The organism is Chitinophaga filiformis (assembly GCF_023100805.1).
Taxonomy (GTDB): Bacteria; Bacteroidota; Bacteroidia; order Chitinophagales; family Chitinophagaceae; genus Chitinophaga; species Chitinophaga filiformis_B.
Window position 1 is genome coordinate 6,446,603 of the sequence record NZ_CP095855.1, and the last position, 23,330, is coordinate 6,469,932.

Sequence of the window (23,330 nt, forward strand, 5' to 3'; positions counted from 1 at the left end):
GTTCATTATACCCTGATCTCCTTTACAACAGTGGTCTTATTGCCGGGAATGTTTGCAGCACTTATTTCGACCCTTGCACTGCGGGTATCCAGCTCTTTTGTGGCCTGATAGATCCAGACCGCCGGTATCCAGTCTTCTGTTGCATAGCCCTCCTCTATTAATGTTCCATCTTTATTGAAGATCTTCACACTGACCTGCCACACCCTGAAAAAGTTCCTGGTTCGTATGGTGATCTTTTCACCGGGGCGACCGTTGTAATCCTGAAAATCCACATCAGTGATCTGAGGTGTGGTCATGGCGTCTTTTAATGCCATGTTGCGGGCATTCTGTGCTCCGGTAGCAAGCGACTGGTAATAAAATTTCAGGTCCGGGTCTGCCACAGCCTCCTGTGCAAAACCGGATGCGATCTCAAACTTAGTTTGTAAGGCGATCTGCTCCGCAGTAAATTTCAACTTACGCGTCGTTCTTGCCTGCCTTATTACAGGTGTTCCTTTACGGTTGTAAAAATTCAGGTTCCCGATCGTCCCCGAGATACTACTGGTTAAAATGTTGCGAATTACTTTTGCCATATAAAATTGTTTTGGTGATGAAATGATTTACAGCGCAATATCAAGCAGCCAATCAAAACGCATTCAAAGAAAAATGTGAGCGATCACTCCTGCAAAGTGAGCTGCCGGTATTGCGGCGTGACCACCTTATCTTCCTTTCTAAAAAACCGCTTTCCCGGATTTGCTGTAATAACATTGTAATAGCAATAGTACATACTAATGCAAAACAGTTTTCAGGAAAGTGCACGGGCAGGCGAAACTAACGGGCAGGCGAAATCCCGTCATAAAACGTCAATTTTCCTCCTATAAAACCTCTTTGATTTGTTTCTGCGAGATACTATATGCAATATTACGCATACAAATAAAGTACTTAAAAAAAAACTATACGAGAGCCCCAAATTAACAAATAAGAGGCCTTTTTCGGCTCATAAGAGCCTTTCTGTCCTTTCAGACAGCCTCGCTCAATACTTCGTCTATAGTGGAGCCTATAACCTACAGGCGCTCTACCCCTACATTACAGGCACTATTCTATAGCGATCGGTATACAATAGTGGCTATAATGTAGGAGCAGAGCGCCTGTAGGTTATAGGTTCCACTATATTGCTATAGGATCCTGACGCTTATTGTAAGCTGAAAATGTCCCAATCTACCCCCTATTATGTCGTTTTCACGACCCGTGCAACCAAAAGGTTTCACATATTTTTGTACACATAAGGCGCCATAAAAGGACCTTATAGCGGCGGAGTCCGATTAAAACCTGCAACCTGAAACTTTTGGTATATGGTGGAAGTATTCAAAACCAATGTTAACAAGAGGGAGCATGCTTATATGCTCCTGACACAAATGCACAGAATACGCGCTGAATATAAAGCAAATTTTGACCTGGAAGACTGCGACAGGATACTGCGTGTGGAGTGCAGATCCGGCGCCGTTAATCCTTCAGTAGTGATCAACCTGCTGAAAAGATATGGATTTGAAGTAGATGTGCTGGCAGACGAAGTGGTACTTCCTCATGCCTGATCATAAAAATGCAACAACATGTCCCGGCCTCAGCGCTATGCCTGCAAAGGAGCCTGACAGCGGGGCCTCATATTTCTCCTTTCGCCATCTCAAACTACACCGGAGCCGGCAGGATACTGATCTGTCCTTCCCTCCGGTTAGTTGTTATTGCCCGGCGGAAATCCCAGCATTGACTGCATGATCCTCGCTATATTTTTTGCGCGCGCCTTGGCGTTGTCAGCAATCTCTCCCTGGAACAGTGCATCTACTGTACCGTTGAAAAGCGACAACCACTGACTAAAATGATTGGGCGCTATGGGCAGGGTTAAATGTTTACTCATAGGGTCGCCCTTATACTTTCCGGAATATAAGAGCATAGTGCTCCAGAAATTGCACATGATGTCAAGATGCGGCCCCCAGTCGGCGATCGCCTGATCAAATACGGGCCCCAACAGCTCGTCTGCCCTTACCTTATCATAAAAAGTATATACGAGCTTCGCTACATCTTCTTCTGTCTGAATGTCTGCCAGGGGCGGCCTCATATCAATATCTGTCATAACTGTATCTTACCTGTTTTATAATTCAAAAACGGTAAAGGAAATATACCTGTCTCCCGCCGTTTCTGATGTCAAAGTTATAGCTTTTTAGGAATTAAAAGACTTTTTTGTCTTTTAATAAAAATCTGTACTATATTTGTTCCATAATTCGAAAGGATGTTTTCAAAAACTTGTGAATATGCCATCCGGGCAATGATATTTATTGCACAGCAGTCGAAGGATGGAAGCAGAGTGGGTATCAAGGATATAGCAAAGGGAATAGATTCTCCTGAGCATTTCATCGCTAAAATTTTGCAGGATCTCGGCAGGAAAGGTGTTGTACAATCGCTGAAAGGCCCTACCGGCGGTTTCTACCTCGATAACAGCGGCAGGAAAACAAGCCTTGCCACCATCGTTAAAGCCGTGGACGGTGATGATATCTTTTCCGGCTGCGGCCTCGGACTGAAACAATGTTCAGACAAGCACCCCTGCCCTCTTCACCATGAATTCATCAATATCAGGAAAGATATTACCAACATGTTGAATAAAACAAAAGTGGGCGACCTCCAGGAGCAGCTGGATAAGAAACTGACATTCCTGCGGCGGGACTAAAATTTTTTACAATAATAAAAGACAAAAAGGTATTAATATCCATTATATAAGTACAACATTTCATAGATAACCGGAACAAAAATTTACTTACTATAAATACACTTAAGATGAATACAACAAGAATCCTGGATCAGGTAACCGTAGCCGATATGGCAGCAGCCGATTACCGTAACGCGGATGTATTTGCCAAACTTGGCATTGACTTTTGCTGCGGCGGTAATATTACATTGAAAGAAGCCGCCCGCCGGCGTGGCATAGAGGAAGCCGTTCTTATTTCCGAACTGGATAAGGCAACCCGGGAAACTGCGCCGCCATCAGATGATTATATCAACCTGGACCTGCATGTACTGATCGACCATATTGTTGGCGCCCACCACCAGTATGTCAGGGAGAATGCACCTATTATAGCGCAGCTGGCCAGCAAAGTAGCCCGCAGGCACGGTAAGGAACATCCTGAATTAGTAGAACTGGAAGCAGGCGCTATAGGTTTCCTGGATGACCTGCTGCAACACATGGAAAAGGAAGAACGGGTATTGTTCCCAGCTATCATCCGCCTCGAACAATTACAGAGTAGTGACGAATCGCCTGCAAAAAGTTTCATCGTGAGTGCCATAAAAGTAATGCGTGCAGAACATGATACTTCCGGCGAAGATCTGCGTGTATTCCGCAAACTTACCAACGACTATGCTTTACCGGAAGGCGCCTGCAATTCCTATACATTGCTTTTCGAAAAAATGAAAGCCTTTGAAGCAGACCTGATGCGCCATATCCATCTTGAAAATAATATCCTGTTTCCGAAGGCTGCACAACTTGAACAATCAGTGTCCTAGGAAAGCCTCTCCCACTCAGTCCATACCAACTACAAAAAAGAACCATGACTACTAAAAAACTATGGCTTTGGCTGGCCCTGGTAATGGCCAGCTCATTTGCCGTGCTTATTTTCTTCGGTAATGATATATACAGAAAAGCGCCTCCCATCCCTGCAAAGGTGCTTAGTGAAACAGGCGAGGTGCTGTTCACAGGTCAGGATGTGAAAGATGGCCAGAATGTGTGGCAATCTATCGGCGGACAAACAGTAGGCAGTATATGGGGACATGGAGCGTATATTGCTCCTGACTGGACGGCCGACTACCTGCACCGTGAATCACTCGCCATGCTCACCGCACTTGCAGAGAAAGACGGGAAGGTGTATAGCAGCTTATCTGACGAAGAACAGCTTGTGTACAAAGCGCGTATGAAGCATGAGCTCAGGACCAATACCTTTAATGCCACTGAAAATACTATCACCTATTCCGCCAGCAGGTCAAAGGTCTTTCATGAGCTGGCGGCCTATTATACCAAACTGTTCATGAACGATCCTTCCTTCAGCGTACTGCGTAATCAGTATGCCATAAAGGAAGGTACTATCCAGGATCCTGAGCGTATGCGGCTGATGGCGGCCTTCTTTGCCTGGAGCACCTGGGTATGTATCAGTGAAAGGCCTGATGGTACCAATGTCACCTATACCAACAACTGGCCCAATGATGAACTGGTAGGCAATGTGCCGTCTGCTTCATTACATCTCTGGTCTGGTTTCAGTGTATTACTCCTGCTGGGGTGTATCGCATTGCTTGTATTATATCATGTACGCAATAAGGACGATGAACATGTCAGGCTGCCGGCGGCAGACCCGTTGAGAAATATGCAGCCCACGCCTTCTATGAAAGCAGTGCTGAAATACATCTGGGTGGTGAGTATACTCATTCTTGTACAGATGCTGGCGGGTATTATTACAGCGCACTATGGTGTGGAAGGACAAGGCTTTTATGGCATACCGCTGGATAAATTCCTGCCGCAGTCCATCTCCCGCAGCTGGCACGTACAGTTAGCCATCTTCTGGATCGCTACCTCATGGCTGGCCACGGGGCTTTATATGGGACCAGCCGTATCCGGTTACGAGCCGCGTTATCAGCAACTAGGCGTGAATATCCTTTTCATAGCGCTCATTATTGTAGTAGGCGGTTCCTTAACAGGACAGTGGCTCGGCGTCATGCAGAAGCTGGGACTGGTAGATAACTTTCTCTGGGGGCACCAGGGTTATGAATACATTGAACTGGGAAGGATCTGGCAGATCTTACTGCTGACAGGCCTGGTGTTATGGCTGGTATTAATGCTTCGCGCACTGCTGCCGGCATTAAAGAAGAAAGATGAAAGCCGCCACCTGCTAAGCTTATTTGTGATCGCATCAGTAGCTATTGCTGTATTCTATGCAGCGGGCCTGATGTATGGCAGACAGACACATCTCGCTATTGCTGAATACTGGCGCTGGTGGGTAGTGCATCTCTGGGTGGAAGGCTTCTTTGAAGTATTTGCTACGGTAGTATCTGCATTCCTGTTCTGCAGGTTAGGATTATTACGCATGCAGTCAGCCACTACCAGTGTACTTTTCTCTACCATCGTCTTCCTGTCGGGCGGCATCCTGGGTACTTTCCATCACCTTTATTTCAGTGCTACACCGGTGGCAGTGCTGGCACTGGGCGCTACCTTCAGCGCACTGGAAATAGTACCACTGGTGTTGATAGGATATGAAGCTTACCACAACTATACGCTCAGCAAATCGACCGAATGGATCAAAGCATATAAGTGGCCGATCTATTGCTTCATCGCGATCTGCTTCTGGAACTTCCTCGGCGCCGGCATCTTCGGGTTTGCCATCAATCCGCCGATCGCTTTGTACTACATACAAGGCCTGAACACGACAGCAGTACATGGCCATGCGGCGCTGTTCGGTGTATATGGCATACTCGGTATCGGCCTGATGTTGTTTGTACTGAGGGGTTTGTATCCTAACCACCACTGGAATGAAAAGCTGATCGGCACCGCCTTCTGGATGGTCAACGCCGGATTGCTTGTGATGGTAACTGTCAGCATGCTTCCTATCGGTATTATGCAGGGTATCGCTTCTATTCAGCATGGATACTGGTATGCACGTTCTGCAGAATTCATGCAGACATCTACCATGCAGACCCTACGCTGGCTGCGTGTACCAGGCGATATACTGCTGGCAACAGGTGAATTGCTGCTGGTTGTATTTATTATCGGGCTAAAGACCGGATGGTCATTGAAAGATAAACGCTGACAAAAATTATACGGGGGATTAATTACGAATGATGAGCAACCGTCCCAATGATATTGGGGCGGTTTTTTCTTGTTAAAAAATACTATTTTTGCTCACGTATGACATTCAGCAATACTACACACCGCCCATCTTCCGCCGGAATGCGTTGCAGCGTAACGCAGCTGGTACATTAAGTCCTGCTTAATACCCCTGCGTTCCCCACTTCCTTATTTCATATTTTTTATGAACCGATGCCCTGTTGCCCGGACACTGCATATTGTCCGCACGCACAGCGCTGCAATCTATTCAACAATGTCATTATTATCACAATATGGCTGGAACAGCCATTTCGAACAATACTATACATCCTTTTTACACCAGGGCCTGGAGGCTGCCCGTGTAACCGCCATTAACGGTTACAATCATACCATCATCAGCAATAAGGGGCTTTCTGCAGCCATACTGGCCGGTACGCTCATGAACAGCAAAGAGACCTGGGAATTACCCAAAGTGGGCGACTGGGTGGTATGCAAACCTTACGACGATCAAAGCATCATCATCGACGTATTGCCCAGGCAAAATGCCATCAGCCGCAAACTGCCCGGCAGGAGCAGCCAGCAGCAGGTGATTGCCGCCAATCTTGACGCGGCGCTGATCATCCAGGGCCTTGACCGCGACTTTAACCTGCAACGGCTGCAACGCTACCTGCAGCAGGTGTATCAATGCGGTATACAGCCTGTTATTATCCTGAACAAACAGGACCTTGTAGATGATCCTGAAGCATACCGCCGGCAGGTACTGGAACTGGGATATAAATGCCCGGTGTTGCTCACAAGCGCTTTAGATCGGGCGCAACTGGAAAGCTGGACTTCACAGTATTTGCAGGCAGGGAAAACTTTCGCCTTACTGGGTTCTTCCGGCGTGGGAAAAAGCACGCTGTTCAATGCCTTATCGGGCATTGTTATACAAAAAGAAGGAAACCTCAGCACATTCAATAATAAAGGTAAACACACCACCACTGCGCGGCAGCTGGTAATGTTGCCTAATGGCAGTATGCTCATCGACTCGCCCGGCATGCGGGAATTTGGCCTTACCATAGATGCAGACGAAGGTGTAAGCTTCTATCATCCACAGATAGAAGAACGCTCAGCAAACTGCCGTTTCCGTGATTGCACACACCAGCAGGAACCGGGTTGCGCTGTCATTGCTGCGGTTGAAGCAGGTACATTGCCGGTGAATGTGTATCGCAATTACCTGAAACTGGTCAGGGAACAATACCATTACCAGGCAAGCAGTATGGAAAAGAAACGAATGGATCAACAGTTTGGTAAACTGTCCAAACAGATAAATGCGCTACGTAAAAAGCGGAAGTATTAACATATGGTTGCTTACCAGGAGCATTAGTTTTCCTGGTAAGCAACTTTATAGTTATTACCTTCTTTCCGGGTTGTTGTCAGAATTGAATTGAATTGAATGTGTACAGGACTACTGGGGTGGGGTGAAGAAAGGCATCTGATATCACCTGCCTCTGACTTACGAAGTTTTCTTTATTCACTTACTTTCGTATTCTCAACAGCAGCCCTTTCCGACAAATTCTCTTCACCGATGGTATAATCAAATACCTTCTGTTGTTTATACTCTTTAAAACCATTCTTGACATAGAAGGCATGCGCTCCTTCCCTGATCACGTTACTGCGTACACGCAGTGTACTGATATTCCGCTCTGCGGCCCATTTCTTTGCTTTGTCAACCAGCAATCTGCCAATGCCCCGGCCGTGTGCATTGCGTGCCACTACCAGGCCACCGATCTCGCAAAAAGGACCTGATTCCAGGCGGATGGTATAGAGTACATGGATCCATCCGAGAACAGTTTCTCCATTCACTGCAACGTAGGCTACGTCACAAATACTTTTATCGATTGCCTGGATGTACGTGATCGTGTCTTTAACTGTTGAGGGGTATCCCAATTCACCTGATAAAGCGGCTACCTGCGCCGCATCTTTCACGGAGACATGCCGGACATAAATCGCACCGTTCATTTACTGCTTAGTTTATCTTAATAAAATTCTCAATATAACTGAATGGAATAAAAGTACACATTTTCGCGCTTTGGCATGGCATATTTATTGGGTTATTTCTACCAAAAAGAAGTGCTATGGAAACGACACATGAGATTAAAGTTATTCCTGTTGATTATAACTCAAACGAAATGCCGGATGCTGTAAGGAAATACAAACCTGTTCTTCTAAATGACGGCCAGGAATACTGCTGCCTCCTGGGTGAAAGGCCTGAGTACGGTATCTACGGCTGTGGCGATACCCCTGAAGAGGCTATCATGCACTGGAACCAGAAATATCTGCAAAAAACTGTAGAGGGCGCACTGTTCTCCACCAAAAAGCCTGTACTGGAAGGCAATAACGATGTAGTGAGGGCATATTTCTACCGTAGCCTGTCCATTTAATGCTACATCCCGTAGAAAAAGACGTATCTTGTATGAAGGAAACCTTGCATATATGTCGACACTTACAGCCTTAAAGGAAATCTTCAACCGGGATCTTAACAAGCTAAAAACAGAAATATCCTTATATCAGCATGAGCCTGCTTTATGGATAACCGAAGCTAATATTGCAAACACGGCCGGTAATCTTTGTTTACACCTGGCCGGCAACTTAAATACTTATATTGGTGCACAGCTGGGCAACTCCGGTTACGTCCGCCACAGGGACCTGGAATTTTCCCTGAAGGATGTACCCCGTGCGGAACTGCTGCAAAAAATAGAGGACACCATCCATGTGGTAGATAAGACACTGAACAGTCTTTCTGAAGAAAAGTTAGCGGAGGAATATCCCATTGTTGTTTTTGATGGTAAAACAACCACAGCTTATATGCTGATACATCTTGCCACTCACCTGGGTTATCACCTGGGACAGATCAATTATCACAGGAGATTACTGGATAAGTAAGTACTCATTGCTTCTTTCCGGCAAAGATGATCTTATTGTAAAACGGATCGTTTACGGTAAACGTTAATATGGACGGATCATAAAACGCTTCCCCTAAACCGGGGCGGTTGTATTTATATTGTTTATCGATCAGCTTTTGGTGGTAAACCGCGACATCCCTGAAATCGTCTACATACACAGTACCACCAGGACTGGCATCACCGTGATGTTCTGAAATATGTAATACGATATCGCCCATAGAGACCTGCATATAAAAGGGCGTATTGTCAGGCCTGTCTTCCCAGTCTACCTGGAAGCCCAGCCAGTCGACATAGAACTCTATTACTTTCGCATGATCAAATGCCCGGAGCACTGGTTTTACAATAGCCATACTGCATGTTTCAGGTTACCAATAAATTGCTGATCTGTAGAACTCACCTGGTGTTTTACCGGTGAATGATTTGAAGTCTTTTATGAAATGCGCCTGATCAAAATATCCTGCATCATATGCCAGTGCTGTTAATGTGCTGCCATCGGCCTTTCCGATCAGGCTTCTCAGGCGGACGATAGATGCAAACTGTTTGGGAGTGGCGCCTGTTATTTTCCGGAAACGTTTCTCAAAAGCATCCTGGCTGATGTGCAGTTCCTGCAATAGTTCTTTTATCCGCAGATTACCGTCTGCCTGCCTGATATTCCGTATCGCTTCCCGGACCAGCAGATCGGGTTTTGTCTGTCTCAGGACCGTCAACAGGAAGCCCTGCATAATAGCTATACAAGCCTGATTATCGCCAGCGGCAGCCAGTTGTTCCGTGATATCGTCCAGTTGTTGCCTACGGATAAAATTATCCAGTGAGGCAGCGCCTCCGAATAATTCATGCATCGGCTCTTTAAAGAAGGCCGCGGCGCCATCTTCGCGGAAAACGATCAGCAGGTTGGTGGTATTGCCGGAATAGGCCAGCGACCTGAAGGTCTTCCTAAGCCCGCCAAGCGTAGTAGCCGGCAATATTCCCTGGTCTTTATCCATCACCGTTCCCCTCAGCCGGAAAGCCATTACAACAGCGGTATCCGGCAGTATCTGGTTCTGCACGGGAAACTCGCTTTCAATGATCATGAAAGATTTGATGAAGGGCTGCAATGTGGCTACCGGTATATATTTTTCAATATGCATCAGGGCAACGCGATATAGAACAAATATAATCCATATTCCGGCTTATTCCATCCGTCGTAAGATCCGGTAATCAATATAAAAAGTACCGAATGGGACAAAACACGCCAGCAGCACTTTCCATGTCACTTCACTGAACTTCCATTTGTACTCAATGCCAACGCTTAATGCATTGATCACAAAGATCACAAAGAAAAAACCATGTATGGGCCCCATCAGTTTTACCAGGGACGGGTCATTGGCAGCATATTTCATAGGCACGGCTATTCCTATTAAAACCAGCAGGGAAATTCCCTCTATAAACCCGACCAGCCTTAAACGGCCCACTTTTGTACGGAGAAAACGCATCATTATTAAAATGTTCTTATGTATGGCCTGTGCGCCAGTGGCGAAAAGGGCCATGGTATGGCAATGAAAATAATTAACAGGCCCAGGGCGAAGAGTAAGGTCATTATCCTGAACTTCCCCTGGTTAGTGACCGATCTTTTGGCGGAAGAAGAGCCGATAGTAACAACGATCACGGCAATCGTCATCAGGATCACATGCAGCAATCCGAAGAAAAGGAAATCGAACTGCCGGATAGCTTCGTGGTAATGTCCCCTGAACCATGCAACCAGGGGACTATTGAAATACAGTACATATCCCAAAGCCAGCTGTATATGGGCTATAGTAGCTGTAATATGCCTTATCCTGTCGTCAGCAAGCGTAAAGGAACGTTTTCCTGTCCATCCCCTCAGGCCGCGGAAAACGGCGTACAACAGGCTTAATACGACCATCCATCTGAAGAAGGAATGTAATAGCAGTAATGAAAAATACATTTCGATATTTTGTTCCGCAAAGCTCTGTCGAAATGAACAATTCCGTTAGGACATAAAAAGTCTACTTTAGGACATTTTGATCATTCGCCGGAACTCTGTTGGCGTCATTCCTTCGTAACGTTTAAACAGCCGGGTAAAATAGGACTGGTCTTCAAACCCTACCTGTATGGCCACTTCACTGATGGGAAAGTCGGACTGGCTCAATAATACTTTTGCCTCCTGCACAATGGTCTCGTCAATCCATTTCGTAGGCGCTTTCCGTGTGATCATCCTTACTGATTTATTAAGGTGGCTGGGAGAGATATTCAGCATCGCAGCGTAATCGCTCACCATATGGCGGTGCCGGATATTCTGCGCAACCAGCTCACGGAACCTGCTGGTAATATTCACGGCGTTCGTCTGTGCACCAGGTAACAGGGGCTGGTAGCCACTACCCACTTCACATAACAAGGCAATCAGGTAAGGCTGTAAAATGTTCATATGCTGTAGCCCATGCTCCATATACTCCCACAGGATCCGTTCGAAAAGCTGCAGTACAAACCGGGAAGTTCCTTCATCCAGTACTACATGGGGCTTTCCCCATACTTTCAGGAACTCAAACTCTTTCAGCAACTCGCTGTTACCGTATTTGCCCAGCAGCATATCGTCATGGAACTTGCAGAAAAAACCTTTATTCTCGTCCTGTGCATCAAAAGAGAATACCTGCCCGGCAGGTACAAACAGTATTTCCCCTTTCCGGAGGTGATAATTCTCACTCCCGATCTTCATGGAGGCCGATCCTTCGGTGAGGTAGAGGCATGCATGCATGAGAGAGCGGGAAGCGGGTACCGCCTGTTTTACATGCCGGTACATGTCTTCTACCCTGCATATCAGGAACTTATTCAGGTCGCCCTTCAACAGGGTCTCCAGTTCCCGGGAAGGCATAAACCGGGAGGTAAATGCGTGGACATCGTATACCTTAATCTCGTTCATATGAGGATGGACGAATGAGAAGGGGAAATATTGTCAGCTATTTGTTATTTTAACCTGGCCCTCGTGAGGTTGATGTGGTAATTGCAGTTTCCTTTTAATATTTTATTTTACGCTCCGAACACCCATACCATGGAAGCAATTATTTTTTGCGGACTACAAGCTACCGGCAAAACAGGTTTTTACAAAGAACACTTTTTGCAAACCCATGTCAGGATCTCCCTGGACCTGTTGAAAAGCAGATACCGGGAAGACCTCTTCCTTGGCGCATGCATCAAAGGTATGCAGCCATTCGTGGTAGATAATACCAATCCCGGAGCGGCAGACAGGGAGAAATATATCCGGCTTGCCCTGGAAAACAAATTCAGGGTCATAGGATATTATTTCCGCTCCAACCTCGCAGATGCCCTGGAAAGGAACAGCCGGCGGAGCGGGAAAGCGCTGATCCCGAAAGTGGGTGTTTTAAACACTTATAAACGCCTGGAAGTACCACAGCTAAGTGAGGGATTTGACGAGCTGCATTATGTGGAATTAGGCGAAAACGGTTTTACGATAAGAGCATGGAATCATGAAATTTGATGAACTAGACAGTAAAATGCGGGTATATGAAACCGCGCATGACAGAAGCGTTTTGCCTGGTATGTACATGGTGGCCCGTATTGATGGCAGGGGTTTTACCAAACTGACGAAGGAAGTACACCCCTTCGAAGCCCCATTTGACCCGGTATTCAGGGACTATATGATTGAAACAGTGAAACACCTGATGAATAGCGGCTTTAACGTTGTTTATGGTTATACCGAAAGTGATGAGATCTCCCTGCTTTTTCATCTTGAGGAAAATGCGTTTGCCCGCAAACACCGGAAATATACCTCCATCCTGGCAGGGGAAGCCAGTGCCAGGTTCTCCCTGCAGCTGGGAAGCCTTGCTGCATTTGACTGCCGGATCTGCGAACTGCCTAATAAGCAACTGGTAGCTGACTATTTCAGATGGCGTAATGAAGATGCGCACCGCAACGCGCTGAATGCACACTGCTACTGGCAGCTGAGGAAAGATAACCACACCCGGCTGACAGCTACAAAGAAAATTGAAAATATGAGCACTGCAGATAAAAATGAGTTGCTCTTCAGCTATCATATCAACTTCAATGAACTACCCAGCTGGCAGAAAAGAGGGATTGGTTTTTACTGGGCGGAGATGGACAAAACAGGCTTTAATCCTAAAACGGGAGAACCTGTTGTAGTAAAGAGAAGGCAGCTTTATGTGAATGATGAACTACCCATGAAGGATGAATACAATAACTTCATACTGCAGTTGATAGATCAAAGCGAACTATAAATAAAAAAAGGGTGTATCGAACTTGAAACACCCTCTTTTTTTGAGTACCTGATGAAGTCAGTTAGTCTTTTAAGCGATTCTCAGCGTCTGTTTTACTTTTTGGGTTTCCCCTCCTGCTTTATTAAAACTGCAATCTTATTTTCTCTTCTGCAAGGTCCAGCTGAGAAAAATGTTTACGGATGATCTCGTCATTGAACTCCGCCTTCCTGTTGATCATCTTCAGCATTCGCCGTTGCTCCTTTAAGAGCTCAAAATAAATAGTCCTGTACCGTTTAGTCGCTTGACGCCGGTTTACATCTTTACCGTGCGATTCTGCATAACTTTGTAGGAAAGTATGTTCATTTTCCAGGCTCATTCTTAACTGCTGTAACAATACATTCTCTTCCACATCAGCTTTAAACTGCTTATCCAATACTTCCAGTGCCGTATGTGCCAGTTTTTTCCTGACAAGGATCTCCTGTTCAAGCTCTGACATGAGGTAGTCAGGCTCCGCCAGTTTCAGTTTACGGATCAGCCAGGGCAGTGTAAGGCCCTGCAGTACCAGCGTTACCAGTATTACTACGAAGGTGATGAACAGGATCATATTACGTTGGGGAAACGGCTGGTTACCTGCCATGATCGGAATGGACAAAGCCGCCGCCAGCGATACCACACCGCGCATACCTGCCCAGCCGAATACAAGCGGCATACGCCATCCCGGGCGACTATCCGCAGTCTTAATAAACCGGCTGATGAATACTGTAAATACAGAAGCCCCCATGGTGCTGAGAATGCGGGTAATGATCACTACTACTGAGATCACCAGGCCATACCAGATCGCCTCTTTCAGCGAACTTCCGCCCAACTGCTGCACCACAATGGGAAGTTCAAGACCTATCAGCATAAATACGATACCATTCAATACAAATCCGACGGTGGCCCACACATTAATGCTCTGTATACGGCTCAGGTGACTCAGGATGGAGTTACGCCTGTTTGCCATAAAAAGCCCTCCGCTCACGACCGCCAGTACACCGGAAAAGTGAAAAGACTCTGCGCTTATATACATCACATACGGGGCTGCCAATGTCAATACAGTATCCATACTTGGCGTTGTAGGCAGCCAGCGGTGAAGAGCATAAAATACCAGCCCTACGGCAATCCCTGTAGCAATTCCCATTACAATCACCACCACAAAACTAAGCGCGGCTTCATGAAATGAGAAAGAGCCGGTGATGACCGCCGCCATCGCAAAGCGGTATACGATCAAGCTGGATGCATCGTTCATCAGGCTCTCTCCTTCTACGATAGACGAAAGCCGCTTGGGCGCATCCACTCCTTTCAATACCGTACTGGCAGAAACGGCATCTGGCGGCGAGATAATACCTCCCAGCAAAAAACCCAGGGCCAGTGTAAAACCAGGAATGAGATAATGAGAAACGACCGCTATCACACAAGACGTAAGCAATACAATGCCGAAGGCAAAAGAACCGATCACTCTGCGCCATTTCCAGAATTCCTTCCAGGAAGTATACCAGGCAGCCTCGTACAACAAGGGAGGTAAAAAGATCAGGAAAATAAGCTCCGGATCAATAGAAATGACCGGCAGGCCGGGAATGAAACTGATTACCAGGCCACCCAGTACCAGCACAATGGGATAAGAGATCTTCAGACGTTGCGCCAGCATGACCAGCAACAGTATTACCAGTATGAGGCCAATGTACAATACGAATGTAGCATGCATAGCTACTAAAATACTACAATCCAGCCTATTTACACATAGCCCGGTGGATTCATACAATAAATACAAGGACATTTATAAGAATAGTTATTTTTGCCGGAGTACTTTATAATCAAAGATGATATGGAGCAGACAAACACCCTTAATCCACTACTTCAGGCATATAATACACCCTTTGACGTTCCTCCTTTTGGCAGCATTACGCACGAGCATTACCTCCCTGCCTTTGAGGAAGGCATGAAAGAACAAAGCAAAAATATTGAGGCTATTACCAGCCAGCAGGCGCCGCCTTCCTTTGCCAATACAATGGAAGCGCTTGAAAAAAGCGGCAAGCTGCTTCGCAATGTCAGCACCGTGTTTTTCAACCTGACGTCTGCCAACACTACTCCCGAACTGGAAGAGATCTCCCGGCAGATAGCGCCTGTGCTGGCAAAACATGCTGACGATATTTACCTGAATGCAGCGTTGTTCGCCAGGATAAAAGCTTTATATGAAAGGCAGGATGCGCTTGAACTGAGGGGAGAACAACGTAAGCTGCTGGAAAAGACCTATAAAGATTTTGTGCGCAATGGCGCCAACCTGGATGCCGCTAAACAGGAAAGGCTCCGGGAGATCAACAAAAACCTCTCCCTGCTTACTGTCCGTTTTGGACAGCACCTGCTGGCTGAGACCAATCATTACGAATTGCTGATCACCAACCAGAAAGACCTCGCAGGCCTTCCCGCTTCTCTTATTGAAGCAGCTGCATTGTCAGCAAAAGAAGCAGGCAGGGAAGGCTGGCGTTTTACCTTGCATAATGCCAGTGTCATGCCTTTCCTGCAGTATGCAGATCAGCGGCATCTGCGGAAAGAGATCTACCAGGCTTATATCAACCGTTGCAATCACGATGATGAACGCGACAACAAAGAGATCGTAACACAGCTGGTTGCCCTGAGAGCTGAAAAAGCAGCGCTGTTGGGATATGCCTCTCATGCACACCTGATCCTGGAAGAAAACATGGCTAAAACGCCCGCAAAAGCCAATGAACTGCTGCAACAGCTGTGGACGGCCGCTTTACCTGTAGCCAGGCAGGAGGCAAAAGAAATGCAGGCGCTCATGGACAGGGAGGGTAAAGGTGAACAACTGGAAGCCTGGGACTGGTTTTACTATGCAGATAAAGTAAGAAAGGAAAAATATAATTACGATGCAGAAGCATTACGTCCGTATTTCAAACTGGACAATGTGCGCGAAGGGCTGTTCTTTGTTGCGAAAAAACTGTACGGACTAAGCTTCCATCCACTGAAAGATGTTCCTGTATATCACGGGGAAGTTTCGGCATATGAAGTAAAAGATGAAAATAAACAGCTGACAGGCATATTGTACCTGGACTTCCATCCCCGCAGCTCCAAACGTGGCGGTGCATGGATGACCTCTTACCGCAAACAGTCGCTGAATGAAAGCGGACGTGTAGCCCCGGTCATTTCTATCGTCTGTAACTTTTCCCGGCCTACCGGTACACAACCTGCGCTGCTTACCCCCGATGAGGCGGAGACCTTCTTCCATGAAGCGGGGCATGCATTGCACGGACTCTTATCTGACGTGACGTATGAAACCCTTTCAGGTACTGCAGTTCCCCGCGATTTCGTGGAACTGCCTTCACAGGTCATGGAGCATTGGGCATTTGAGCCCGAAGTACTGGAACAGTATGCAAAACATTACGAAACGGGCGAGATCATTCCTGCTTCCATGGTAGAGAAGATGAAAGCAGCCACGAAATTCAACCAGGGCTTTGCTACCGTAGAATACCTGGCAGCGGCCCTGCTGGACATGAGCTATCATACACTTGCGCCTGGTAAGACGATCGTGCCGCTGTTATTTGAAAAAGAGGAAATGGATAAGATAGGGCTGATCCCGCAGATCGCGCCCAGGTACCGCAGCACCTACTTCCAGCATATCTTTGCAGGCGGCTATTCTGCCGGGTATTACAGCTATATCTGGTCGGAAGTGCTGGACAGCGATGCCTTTGCCGCATTCAAGGAAGCGGGCGATATTTTTGACGCCGCCACCGCGACGTCTTTCAGAAAGAATATCCTGGAAAAAGGCGGCACGGAAGAACCTATGCAATTGTATACTGCCTTCCGTAAAAGAGAACCCGATGTAAAGTACTTACTGCAACACCGGGGACTGGAATAATATTGGCAAAAGAACTCAAAAGCGAAATGCCCCAAAAGTGTCTAACCTTTTGGGGCATTTCGCTTTTGAGTTCTTTCTATTCGATAGCTGATGGAAACTACCAGGCATACAGGCAATTTCCAGCGCCTGTTTTTACTTTGACCCTTCTGCTATTTTATCAGGATGACACTCCCCTGTTGTTGTATCGCCTGATGAGTATTGTCCAGGTAAGAAATTGTCCATAGATAGGTACCGGAAGGTAAAGCCTGCCCTTTCAAATCGCCCAGCCATCCCTCATTTGCATCTGTACTTACAAACATCAGTTGCCCCCAGCGATTATATACAGACATCCTGAAATCACTGATCCTGTCAAACACTTTTACACGGAATACATCATTTACGCCATCTCCGTCGGGGCTGAATGCGTTTGGTACAAGCACTGCGCATTTGTTGACAGCTACAGGAACGTTAAAGTCACCCGCAATATCACAATCCTGCGCATCCGTAATATGATAGGTATAATTACCGCCACGCAGGTTCCTGATAATGCTGTCTCCCTGCGATACAAGTCCGGGAATACTGTAGGTATATGGAGGCACACCACCGGTAGCGGCCAGTTTCAATATAGCGTCGTTGGTAACAGCACAACTCATTTGCTGCAGGGAACTACCAAGAAGCGTAAATAATGGCGGGTCTGCCACGTGGATGTCGTATATGGTATCCAGGCATCCTTTTGCATCTTTGATGATGATATCATATTGTCCTGCATACAGGTTATCAAATTCCGGCGATAACCTGGCCTGCCTGTCCCCGTTCAGATAATACTCATAAGGCCCGGTACCACCGGTGGTATTGAGCAGGATCCTGTTCCTGTTTTCTCCGGTACAACCTGCAAGCGTCACGGCTGCATGACCATCGAACGCAGCTTCTGGTACAGTAATCGTATCCCGTACGGTCACGCCGTTGCGGGCATGTATCGTTACAATATAATCCCCGGCGGGAAGTTTGTCCCTTTCATCAGCAATTGTACTGTCTTCCCATTCGCAGGCAAACGGAGGGTAAGTGCCCTGCACCGATATCCTGACTGCGCCGGTGCTCACACCCTTGCAGCTGGGTACTATATCGTAGGATATTTTGGGCACCTCACGCAGTGTATCTGCAAGATTGTCCAGTGCCAATGCTATACCATAGGCATTATCGCAGGCAACACGCACATCTCCGCCGAATACGATATAACTGTATTGGCCATGAGGTGTAAATTCCGCCGTAAAGCGTTCCCATTCTGTATTATAGAATGCACCCGACTGCCAGAGCAGTTCGAGTGTATCCGTCAGGGTTGTTGCCCCATAAATAGCCAATGCCCCGTAACAGGTAGCGGAATCATAGCCCCGGGCAAAATAGAGGTCGAATGAAACCCTGTAGGTTTTATCTGGCAACAGGTCAGTATTCAATTTCTGGGCAATAGCTTCCAGCCAGTGTGGCCCGCCCCTGAAGGCAGAATAGGTGCTTCCGTTTGAGGCCGGTTTGTATACGCCGGTCACCCCCGGCTGAATATCCGGTGTAGAGGAAACAACCATCCATTGGCCGGGCGCCCTGTATTGAGACGGTATCCCTTCCAGTGAAGGATTACGGATGCCGATGTCCTGCCCTACCAGGGTTGCAGGCATCATCAGCATACCGGTAATGGAGCAGATAAAAAGTAACCTGAATAGTGTTACCAGCCGGTTATACCCAGCCTTCAATTTCATAGGAATATCGTATTTCAATTGCTATACAGTCAGATATAAAAGGTCGGGAAATCCCTTACATTATCAGCACAGTTCCATAGCTTGCAAAGTTACTTTTAATTGATATTTTTTCATAATAACTTATCATGATTATAAGCGCTTCTGCAGGTTCTCTTTTACCGTACCGAACCATTCATCTTTTAAGATGCTGAGAATGATAGTGCTTCTCCTGGTACCATCCGGATTGACGGCGCAGTTCCGCATAATCCCTTCCACCGTACATCCGATGCTCTTCATCGCAGCGATACTTCTTTCATTGGTATGTGTGGCCCTGAATTCCACACGCTCAATCCCCATCCGTTCAAAGGCATATTGCAGCAGCAGAAACTTACAGTGCTTGTTCAGCCCTGTACCCTGGAATGCCTTTCCGTACCAGGTATATCCCAACTGTAATGTACTGTTGGCCAATTGTATATCATAAAAACGCGTACTGCCTGCATACTTTTGCTGTTGTTTATCAAATACGATAAAAGGATACTCTTTTCCTTCATTGCGGCCTTCCACAGCAGCCCGAATGTACTCCCGCATAATACCGGGGCTGGCGGGAGGTATTACTGCATATTTCCAGATGTCGGGTTCGTTTTGTGCAAAGGGTATCAGGTGTTCATCATCAGCTAATATCAGTGGACGGAGCAATACTCTTTCGTCCTGTAAGATGATATTATCTGAAAAATTGAGTACTGCCATGGTGACTGGTTTTCAAATGTGTAGTTACAAATATAACTATTCCGGCTACTCACACATTTGATACTCCCTGAAACCATACCCTTATCGTATGGCCACCTGCTTATTCGATAGGTATTCTCTCGTAACTGATCTTAAAGTCTGTAGTCTTGCCGGACGTCGTTACACCAGCCCTGATGGTTTTCTTACTGATTTTCACTTCTACAGGATAGTTCTCATTGTCGTAGGTATAGACGTTTGTAACTGACTTAACCGAATCACCGGTAGGGTATGCCGTGACCTGTGTCAGCATATTATTGGCAGACAAATAGGTAATTCCTCTTTCATAATTCAGCATGAAAAGGGCTGCAGGTTTACCCATGAAATTGACCTTCTTATCGTAGGTATAAGATGTTGTCAGGGTATCCTTCCCTTCCGCCCCGTTTTGTATCTGTATCGTGTGCAATTGCGTCACGTTTCCGCTGGTATCCCATACAAGCACATCTTTTTTGTAGATACCGAAGGGATAGTCAGCCCCATAGGTTATTTTTCTGTGGTATATTGTTACCAGCTGACCATTGTTGTCATATGCCAGGCTATCATACCTGTCCATTATACCCGAAGAATAAAAGTCGACTCTGAAGGCTTTACCGGCATCATTATATCTATAAGCATTCGCCAGCGAGTTCTCGTAGCGGGTCTCCGCTGCAAATACCTGGGTCAGCCTGCCGTTCTCGTATATGGGAACACTGTAATATGCCAGGTTCTCGTCGAAAATGCTGAATGATCCCGGCATTTTTAGCTTATTGTAACCGCCCACACTGATAATTTCAGAGCGATTATCGTCCACCATAGACAGGAAGAATCTTTCGGTAGGTACAGGGGCGTCTTTTTTGCAGGCAGTGCATAAAACAGCCAGTACAGCTGCACTTAACAGGTATTTTTTCATAGGTCGATACGCTGGTTTGAAACTTCAGATTGCCAGAGTTTTATGGCTGATCTGAGCAGGTTCCCGTTTTATTATGAGCCACAAATATAACATATTTTAAATATACATATCATGGAAACGTTTACCGGGGCGTGTACACGAAGCGGATGACGGAATGATGAGCATGCGGGGAGTTGCTGAAAACAGCCTGTCTCCTTCAGGTAACTGAATAAAAGGCGGTGCAGCAGTTTAATGATCCGCTGGTAATGGCTAAAAGGCCCGTCCCGCCCAGCTATCTGAATAAAGAGGCTGTAGTAACGGTGAGTCTGCCCCTGGCTCTCGGGTATCTGAATAAAAAAGCCCGCATCTGGTGATACGGGCTCTTTTTGATATTGAAATACTTCTGTTTATGCTTTTGTAGTCCTGTTCTGTCTCCACAATACAAAGATGCTACCTGCGATCGTTAACCACAGCAGGATGTTTGCAATGAGTACCAGTTTCTGACCGGTATAATAGGAAGCAGGTTCAAATTTGAACTCGATGGTATGCTGACCGGCAGGTACTGCTATACCACGCAGGATGTAGTTAACGTTCGCGTAATCGGTTTGCTTTCCATCGATGTAAGCGTTCCAGCCTTCCGGATAATACACCTCACTTAATACAGCAAACTGGTTGCTGTTTGCGCTCGTGGCATATTTGATGGCATCGTTATCATAGTTTACCAGTTTAATGGTAGCAGCAGAATCAAAGACCGGCTGGCCGATGCTTCCCTTGAGGGCATTATCTACGATCGCTGTATCTTTTGGATTCAGGTGATCCAGGGCTTTAATAGCCTCGATAGGACCATTTACATACCGGACATGTTTAATGAACCAGGCAGCTCCCAGTGCATCAGGATTACGCTGTACTACAGGCACCGGCTGTTGCTGATCCTGCGAACGGGTGATCACATAGCGTGTATCCAGCATGTTCAGCACACCCATGTTCAGTCCTGCACCGGCTTTTGCAAACTGGGTTTCGATAATATCCTGGTAGGTGCGCAGTTTCGCAGCATGGTAACCACCCACTGAACGGTGATAGTAAGAGGTAACCGCATCATTGAAAGGGTCGCCTGTAGAGAGGTTCAATACCCTGTAATGCGGATCGGTGTCCTGCAGTATCTGCTGATCGGCAGGCGTTGGTGCGAAGTTACCGGCCTGGTAGCTGGATTCATCCTGGTAGTTCTCACTGTTGAGATATTTTTTAGCTACTACCAGCAGGTCTACCGTATTTACGAATATGAATGCAGAGAGGATCACCACAGGTTTTGCGATGTTCTTCATATAGCAATACAATCCGATGATCACCAGTATCCAGATCCACAATATGTGCCCGATGCCTCCGGCAAACATGGCTTTCCTGTCGGCGATCATACCCTGCAGAATGCTGTTGGCCACGGTAGCGTTAGCCTGTTGGGTAAAGCCGTCCAGGATCTGGCTATCGTAGCTGCCTTTATAATCATTGAAAAGATATACCAGGCCTGCCAATACGATCACCCCACCGCTGACATACAGGATCTGCCTGAAATTCTTCTGCAGGTATTCTTTTGAATCGGGAGCAAAGAAAACCCTGTCCAGCGTTAATACAGCCAGTAAAGGCAGTAATAGCTGCGGGATGATCAGTGCCATGGATGGCGCCCTGAACTTATTGTACATGGGCAGATGATCGAACAATATCCTGTTAAAGCCGGCGAAATAGCTACCCCAGGCAATGAAGATCATTAAAACGGTAGCGGCCAGTATCCACCAGCGGGTTATTGCACCCGCCTTGCTGCTGCCATTTCCGGCAAGCACAACCAGGCCGATGATAGCCAGGAAGCAGACTAATGCGCCACTATAGGGAGGGCCGGCGGTGAAAGGTGCAATACCACCCCAGTATTTAGGTAAGGTAGCAGCTACCTGGCTTGCCTGTGCTTCGGGAACATTCTGTTGTACAAGTGCAGAGACTACTTTTGAATCAGGGCTCAGGTGTTCTCCGGAGCCGCCACCAAAAGCGTTTGGCATCATCAGCACGAATGTTTCACTCATCCCGAGGCTATAGGAGAATGCATAGCTTTCATCCAGTCCTTCGGTTTTGGTCTGTGTCAGCTTGCCATCTTCGGAAAGATCGACCGTCTTGCCGCCACGCATAGTATATTTTGAGTACTCGTAGGTGGTCAGCAGGTTTTGAGACACGTTGGCCACCCCGATCAGACCAGCTACGAGCGCCAGTCCCAGGGCGATGAGCATATGCCTGAATTCCTGCTGCTTTATCCACATGATGATATAACCAACGGTCATAATACCCATGGTGATCAGGAGGTAATAGGTTACCTGGGGATGCCCCGCTCCTATTTCCAGGGTGGCAAACAAAGCTGCCACTGCTAATCCGAGTACATACTTATTTCTGTAGATCAGTACAAGTCCGGCCAGTAATCCCGGCATATAGGCAATAGCTGCCATTTTAGTCTCATGCCCCACTGAAATAATGATGGGGTCATAAGTGGCATAGGCAAAACCCAGGCTGCCTAATACAGCTGCCAGTACATTTACGCCATAGGCCATTCCCAGAATGTAGAAACATAAACAGGCCAGGAAAAAGTAGCTGGCTGGTTTAGGCAGGTACAACTGCAACATACGGCCAAAATCCGGCAGAATGGACTTCGAGTCCATCGCTACCTGGTAGTTGGGCATACCGCTGAACAAGTGGGTATTCCACAACGGGAAATGGCCATGCGCCGCCTTGTAGTTAAAAGCATCCTGCGCCATCCCTTTCCAGTGTACAATATCGGTCTGTTGTAAGACCTTGCCCTCGAGCGCCGGACTACAATATACCAGCGCAACGATCAAAAAGACTGCAATGGCAATCACGTGCGGGATGATCTTCTTCCAGGAAAAACTGTTCATAGATCTTTTGTTGTTTACTATACGTTATTGCTGAATACTAACCGCCTCTAAATCAGCGAACTGGCATTCAATGTGGTTCTTGAATAAATCTTTATACTATTATTTAAAATAATAATGGGAGGCAATTTATGCTTA

At 46.7% G+C, this 23,330-nt stretch carries 23 protein-coding genes; 10 read left to right on the forward strand and 13 right to left on the reverse strand.

Annotation, left to right across the window (positions count from 1 at the left end; all coding sequences use genetic code 11):
• Positions 1-5: 5 nt before the first annotated feature.
• Positions 6-569: a hypothetical protein gene (locus tag MYF79_RS24990; protein WP_247810572.1), complete on the reverse strand. Its 564-nt coding sequence runs from the start codon at positions 567-569 to the stop codon at positions 6-8.
• A 759-nt stretch (positions 570-1,328) separates the two neighbouring features.
• On the opposite strand from MYF79_RS24990, the gene MYF79_RS24995 reads away from it, so the two are divergent.
• Positions 1,329-1,568 (forward strand): hypothetical protein, encoded by a 240-nt coding sequence (locus MYF79_RS24995; RefSeq protein ID WP_247810574.1) that lies wholly within the window; start codon positions 1,329-1,331, stop codon positions 1,566-1,568.
• Positions 1,569-1,705: 137 nt separating this feature from the next.
• On the opposite strand, the gene MYF79_RS25000 is transcribed toward MYF79_RS24995, so the two are convergent.
• Positions 1,706-2,104, reverse strand: a complete 399-nt coding sequence (locus tag MYF79_RS25000) for a group III truncated hemoglobin (protein WP_247810575.1) — start codon at positions 2,102-2,104, stop codon at positions 1,706-1,708.
• A 156-nt stretch (positions 2,105-2,260) separates the two neighbouring features.
• Here MYF79_RS25000 and MYF79_RS25005 point away from each other — a divergent pair, with 156 nt between their 5' ends.
• From MYF79_RS25005 to rsgA, 4 genes are all read left to right on the forward strand, one after another.
• On the forward strand, positions 2,261-2,695 hold the full coding sequence (locus MYF79_RS25005; protein WP_199655770.1) for an RrF2 family transcriptional regulator: 435 nt from the start codon (positions 2,261-2,263) through the stop codon (positions 2,693-2,695).
• 107 nt (positions 2,696-2,802) lie between these two features.
• Positions 2,803-3,525 carry an iron-sulfur cluster repair di-iron protein gene (ric, locus tag MYF79_RS25010; protein ID WP_247810577.1) on the forward strand — a complete coding sequence of 241 codons (723 nt, stop codon included), beginning with the start codon at positions 2,803-2,805 and terminating at the stop codon, positions 3,523-3,525.
• Between the two features lie 44 nt (positions 3,526-3,569).
• Positions 3,570-5,813 carry a nitric-oxide reductase large subunit gene (locus tag MYF79_RS25015; protein WP_247810578.1) on the forward strand — a complete coding sequence of 748 codons (2,244 nt, stop codon included), beginning with the start codon at positions 3,570-3,572 and terminating at the stop codon, positions 5,811-5,813.
• Positions 5,814-6,104: 291 nt separating this feature from the next.
• Entirely contained in the window at positions 6,105-7,169 is a 1,065-nt protein-coding gene (gene rsgA, locus MYF79_RS25020) for a ribosome small subunit-dependent GTPase A (protein ID WP_247810579.1), read from the forward strand.
• 170 nt (positions 7,170-7,339) lie between these two features.
• On the opposite strand, the gene MYF79_RS25025 is transcribed toward rsgA, so the two are convergent.
• Positions 7,340-7,831, reverse strand: a complete 492-nt coding sequence (locus MYF79_RS25025; RefSeq protein ID WP_247810580.1) for a GNAT family N-acetyltransferase — start codon at positions 7,829-7,831, stop codon at positions 7,340-7,342.
• 116 nt (positions 7,832-7,947) lie between these two features.
• On the opposite strand from MYF79_RS25025, the gene MYF79_RS25030 reads away from it, so the two are divergent.
• Both MYF79_RS25030 and MYF79_RS25035 read left to right on the forward strand, forming a co-directional pair.
• Positions 7,948-8,253, forward strand: coding sequence for a hypothetical protein (locus MYF79_RS25030; protein WP_247810582.1), 306 nt, complete (start codon positions 7,948-7,950; stop codon positions 8,251-8,253).
• 52 nt (positions 8,254-8,305) lie between these two features.
• A complete protein-coding gene (locus tag MYF79_RS25035) occupies positions 8,306-8,755 on the forward strand; it encodes a DinB family protein (protein ID WP_247810583.1) in 450 nt (149 codons plus the stop codon).
• 4 nt (positions 8,756-8,759) lie between these two features.
• Here the strand turns inward: MYF79_RS25035 and MYF79_RS25040 are convergent, their stop codons facing one another.
• From MYF79_RS25040 to MYF79_RS25060, 5 genes are all read right to left on the reverse strand, one after another.
• A complete protein-coding gene (locus MYF79_RS25040; protein ID WP_247810585.1) occupies positions 8,760-9,125 on the reverse strand; it encodes a glyoxalase superfamily protein in 366 nt (121 codons plus the stop codon).
• A gap of 15 nt (positions 9,126-9,140) precedes the next feature.
• Positions 9,141-9,902: a helix-turn-helix transcriptional regulator gene (locus MYF79_RS25045; RefSeq protein WP_247810586.1), complete on the reverse strand. Its 762-nt coding sequence runs from the start codon at positions 9,900-9,902 to the stop codon at positions 9,141-9,143.
• A gap of 42 nt (positions 9,903-9,944) precedes the next feature.
• Positions 9,945-10,250 (reverse strand): DUF3817 domain-containing protein, encoded by a 306-nt coding sequence (locus MYF79_RS25050; protein ID WP_247810588.1) that lies wholly within the window; start codon positions 10,248-10,250, stop codon positions 9,945-9,947.
• 2 nt (positions 10,251-10,252) lie between these two features.
• Entirely contained in the window at positions 10,253-10,717 is a 465-nt protein-coding gene (locus MYF79_RS25055) for a hypothetical protein (RefSeq protein ID WP_247810590.1), read from the reverse strand.
• Between the two features lie 66 nt (positions 10,718-10,783).
• On the reverse strand, positions 10,784-11,689 hold the full coding sequence (locus tag MYF79_RS25060) for an AraC family transcriptional regulator (protein ID WP_247810592.1): 906 nt from the start codon (positions 11,687-11,689) through the stop codon (positions 10,784-10,786).
• A 129-nt stretch (positions 11,690-11,818) separates the two neighbouring features.
• Between MYF79_RS25060 and MYF79_RS25065 the strand changes: the two genes are divergently transcribed.
• Positions 11,819-12,265, forward strand: coding sequence for an AAA family ATPase (locus tag MYF79_RS25065; protein WP_247810594.1), 447 nt, complete (start codon positions 11,819-11,821; stop codon positions 12,263-12,265).
• On the forward strand, positions 12,255-13,022 hold the full coding sequence (locus MYF79_RS25070) for a tRNA(His) guanylyltransferase Thg1 family protein (RefSeq protein ID WP_247810596.1): 768 nt from the start codon (positions 12,255-12,257) through the stop codon (positions 13,020-13,022). Before MYF79_RS25065 ends, MYF79_RS25070 begins: the two co-directional genes overlap by 11 nt.
• Before the next feature lie 121 nt (positions 13,023-13,143).
• Here MYF79_RS25070 and MYF79_RS25075 read toward each other — a convergent pair whose 3' ends face one another.
• A complete protein-coding gene (locus tag MYF79_RS25075; RefSeq protein ID WP_247810598.1) occupies positions 13,144-14,745 on the reverse strand; it encodes a Na+/H+ antiporter in 1,602 nt (533 codons plus the stop codon).
• A gap of 120 nt (positions 14,746-14,865) precedes the next feature.
• On the opposite strand from MYF79_RS25075, the gene MYF79_RS25080 reads away from it, so the two are divergent.
• On the forward strand, positions 14,866-16,914 hold the full coding sequence (locus MYF79_RS25080; RefSeq protein ID WP_247810600.1) for a M3 family metallopeptidase: 2,049 nt from the start codon (positions 14,866-14,868) through the stop codon (positions 16,912-16,914).
• A gap of 149 nt (positions 16,915-17,063) precedes the next feature.
• Here MYF79_RS25080 and MYF79_RS25085 read toward each other — a convergent pair whose 3' ends face one another.
• The 4 genes from MYF79_RS25085 to MYF79_RS25100 form a co-directional block, all read right to left on the reverse strand.
• On the reverse strand, positions 17,064-18,641 hold the full coding sequence (locus MYF79_RS25085) for a gliding motility-associated C-terminal domain-containing protein (RefSeq protein ID WP_247810602.1): 1,578 nt from the start codon (positions 18,639-18,641) through the stop codon (positions 17,064-17,066).
• 129 nt (positions 18,642-18,770) lie between these two features.
• Entirely contained in the window at positions 18,771-19,367 is a 597-nt protein-coding gene (locus tag MYF79_RS25090; RefSeq protein WP_247810604.1) for a GNAT family N-acetyltransferase, read from the reverse strand.
• A gap of 100 nt (positions 19,368-19,467) precedes the next feature.
• Positions 19,468-20,292: a hypothetical protein gene (locus MYF79_RS25095; protein ID WP_247810606.1), complete on the reverse strand. Its 825-nt coding sequence runs from the start codon at positions 20,290-20,292 to the stop codon at positions 19,468-19,470.
• Between the two features lie 386 nt (positions 20,293-20,678).
• Positions 20,679-23,195 (reverse strand): YfhO family protein, encoded by a 2,517-nt coding sequence (locus MYF79_RS25100; protein ID WP_247810608.1) that lies wholly within the window; start codon positions 23,193-23,195, stop codon positions 20,679-20,681.
• Between the last annotated feature and the right edge of the window lie 135 nt (positions 23,196-23,330).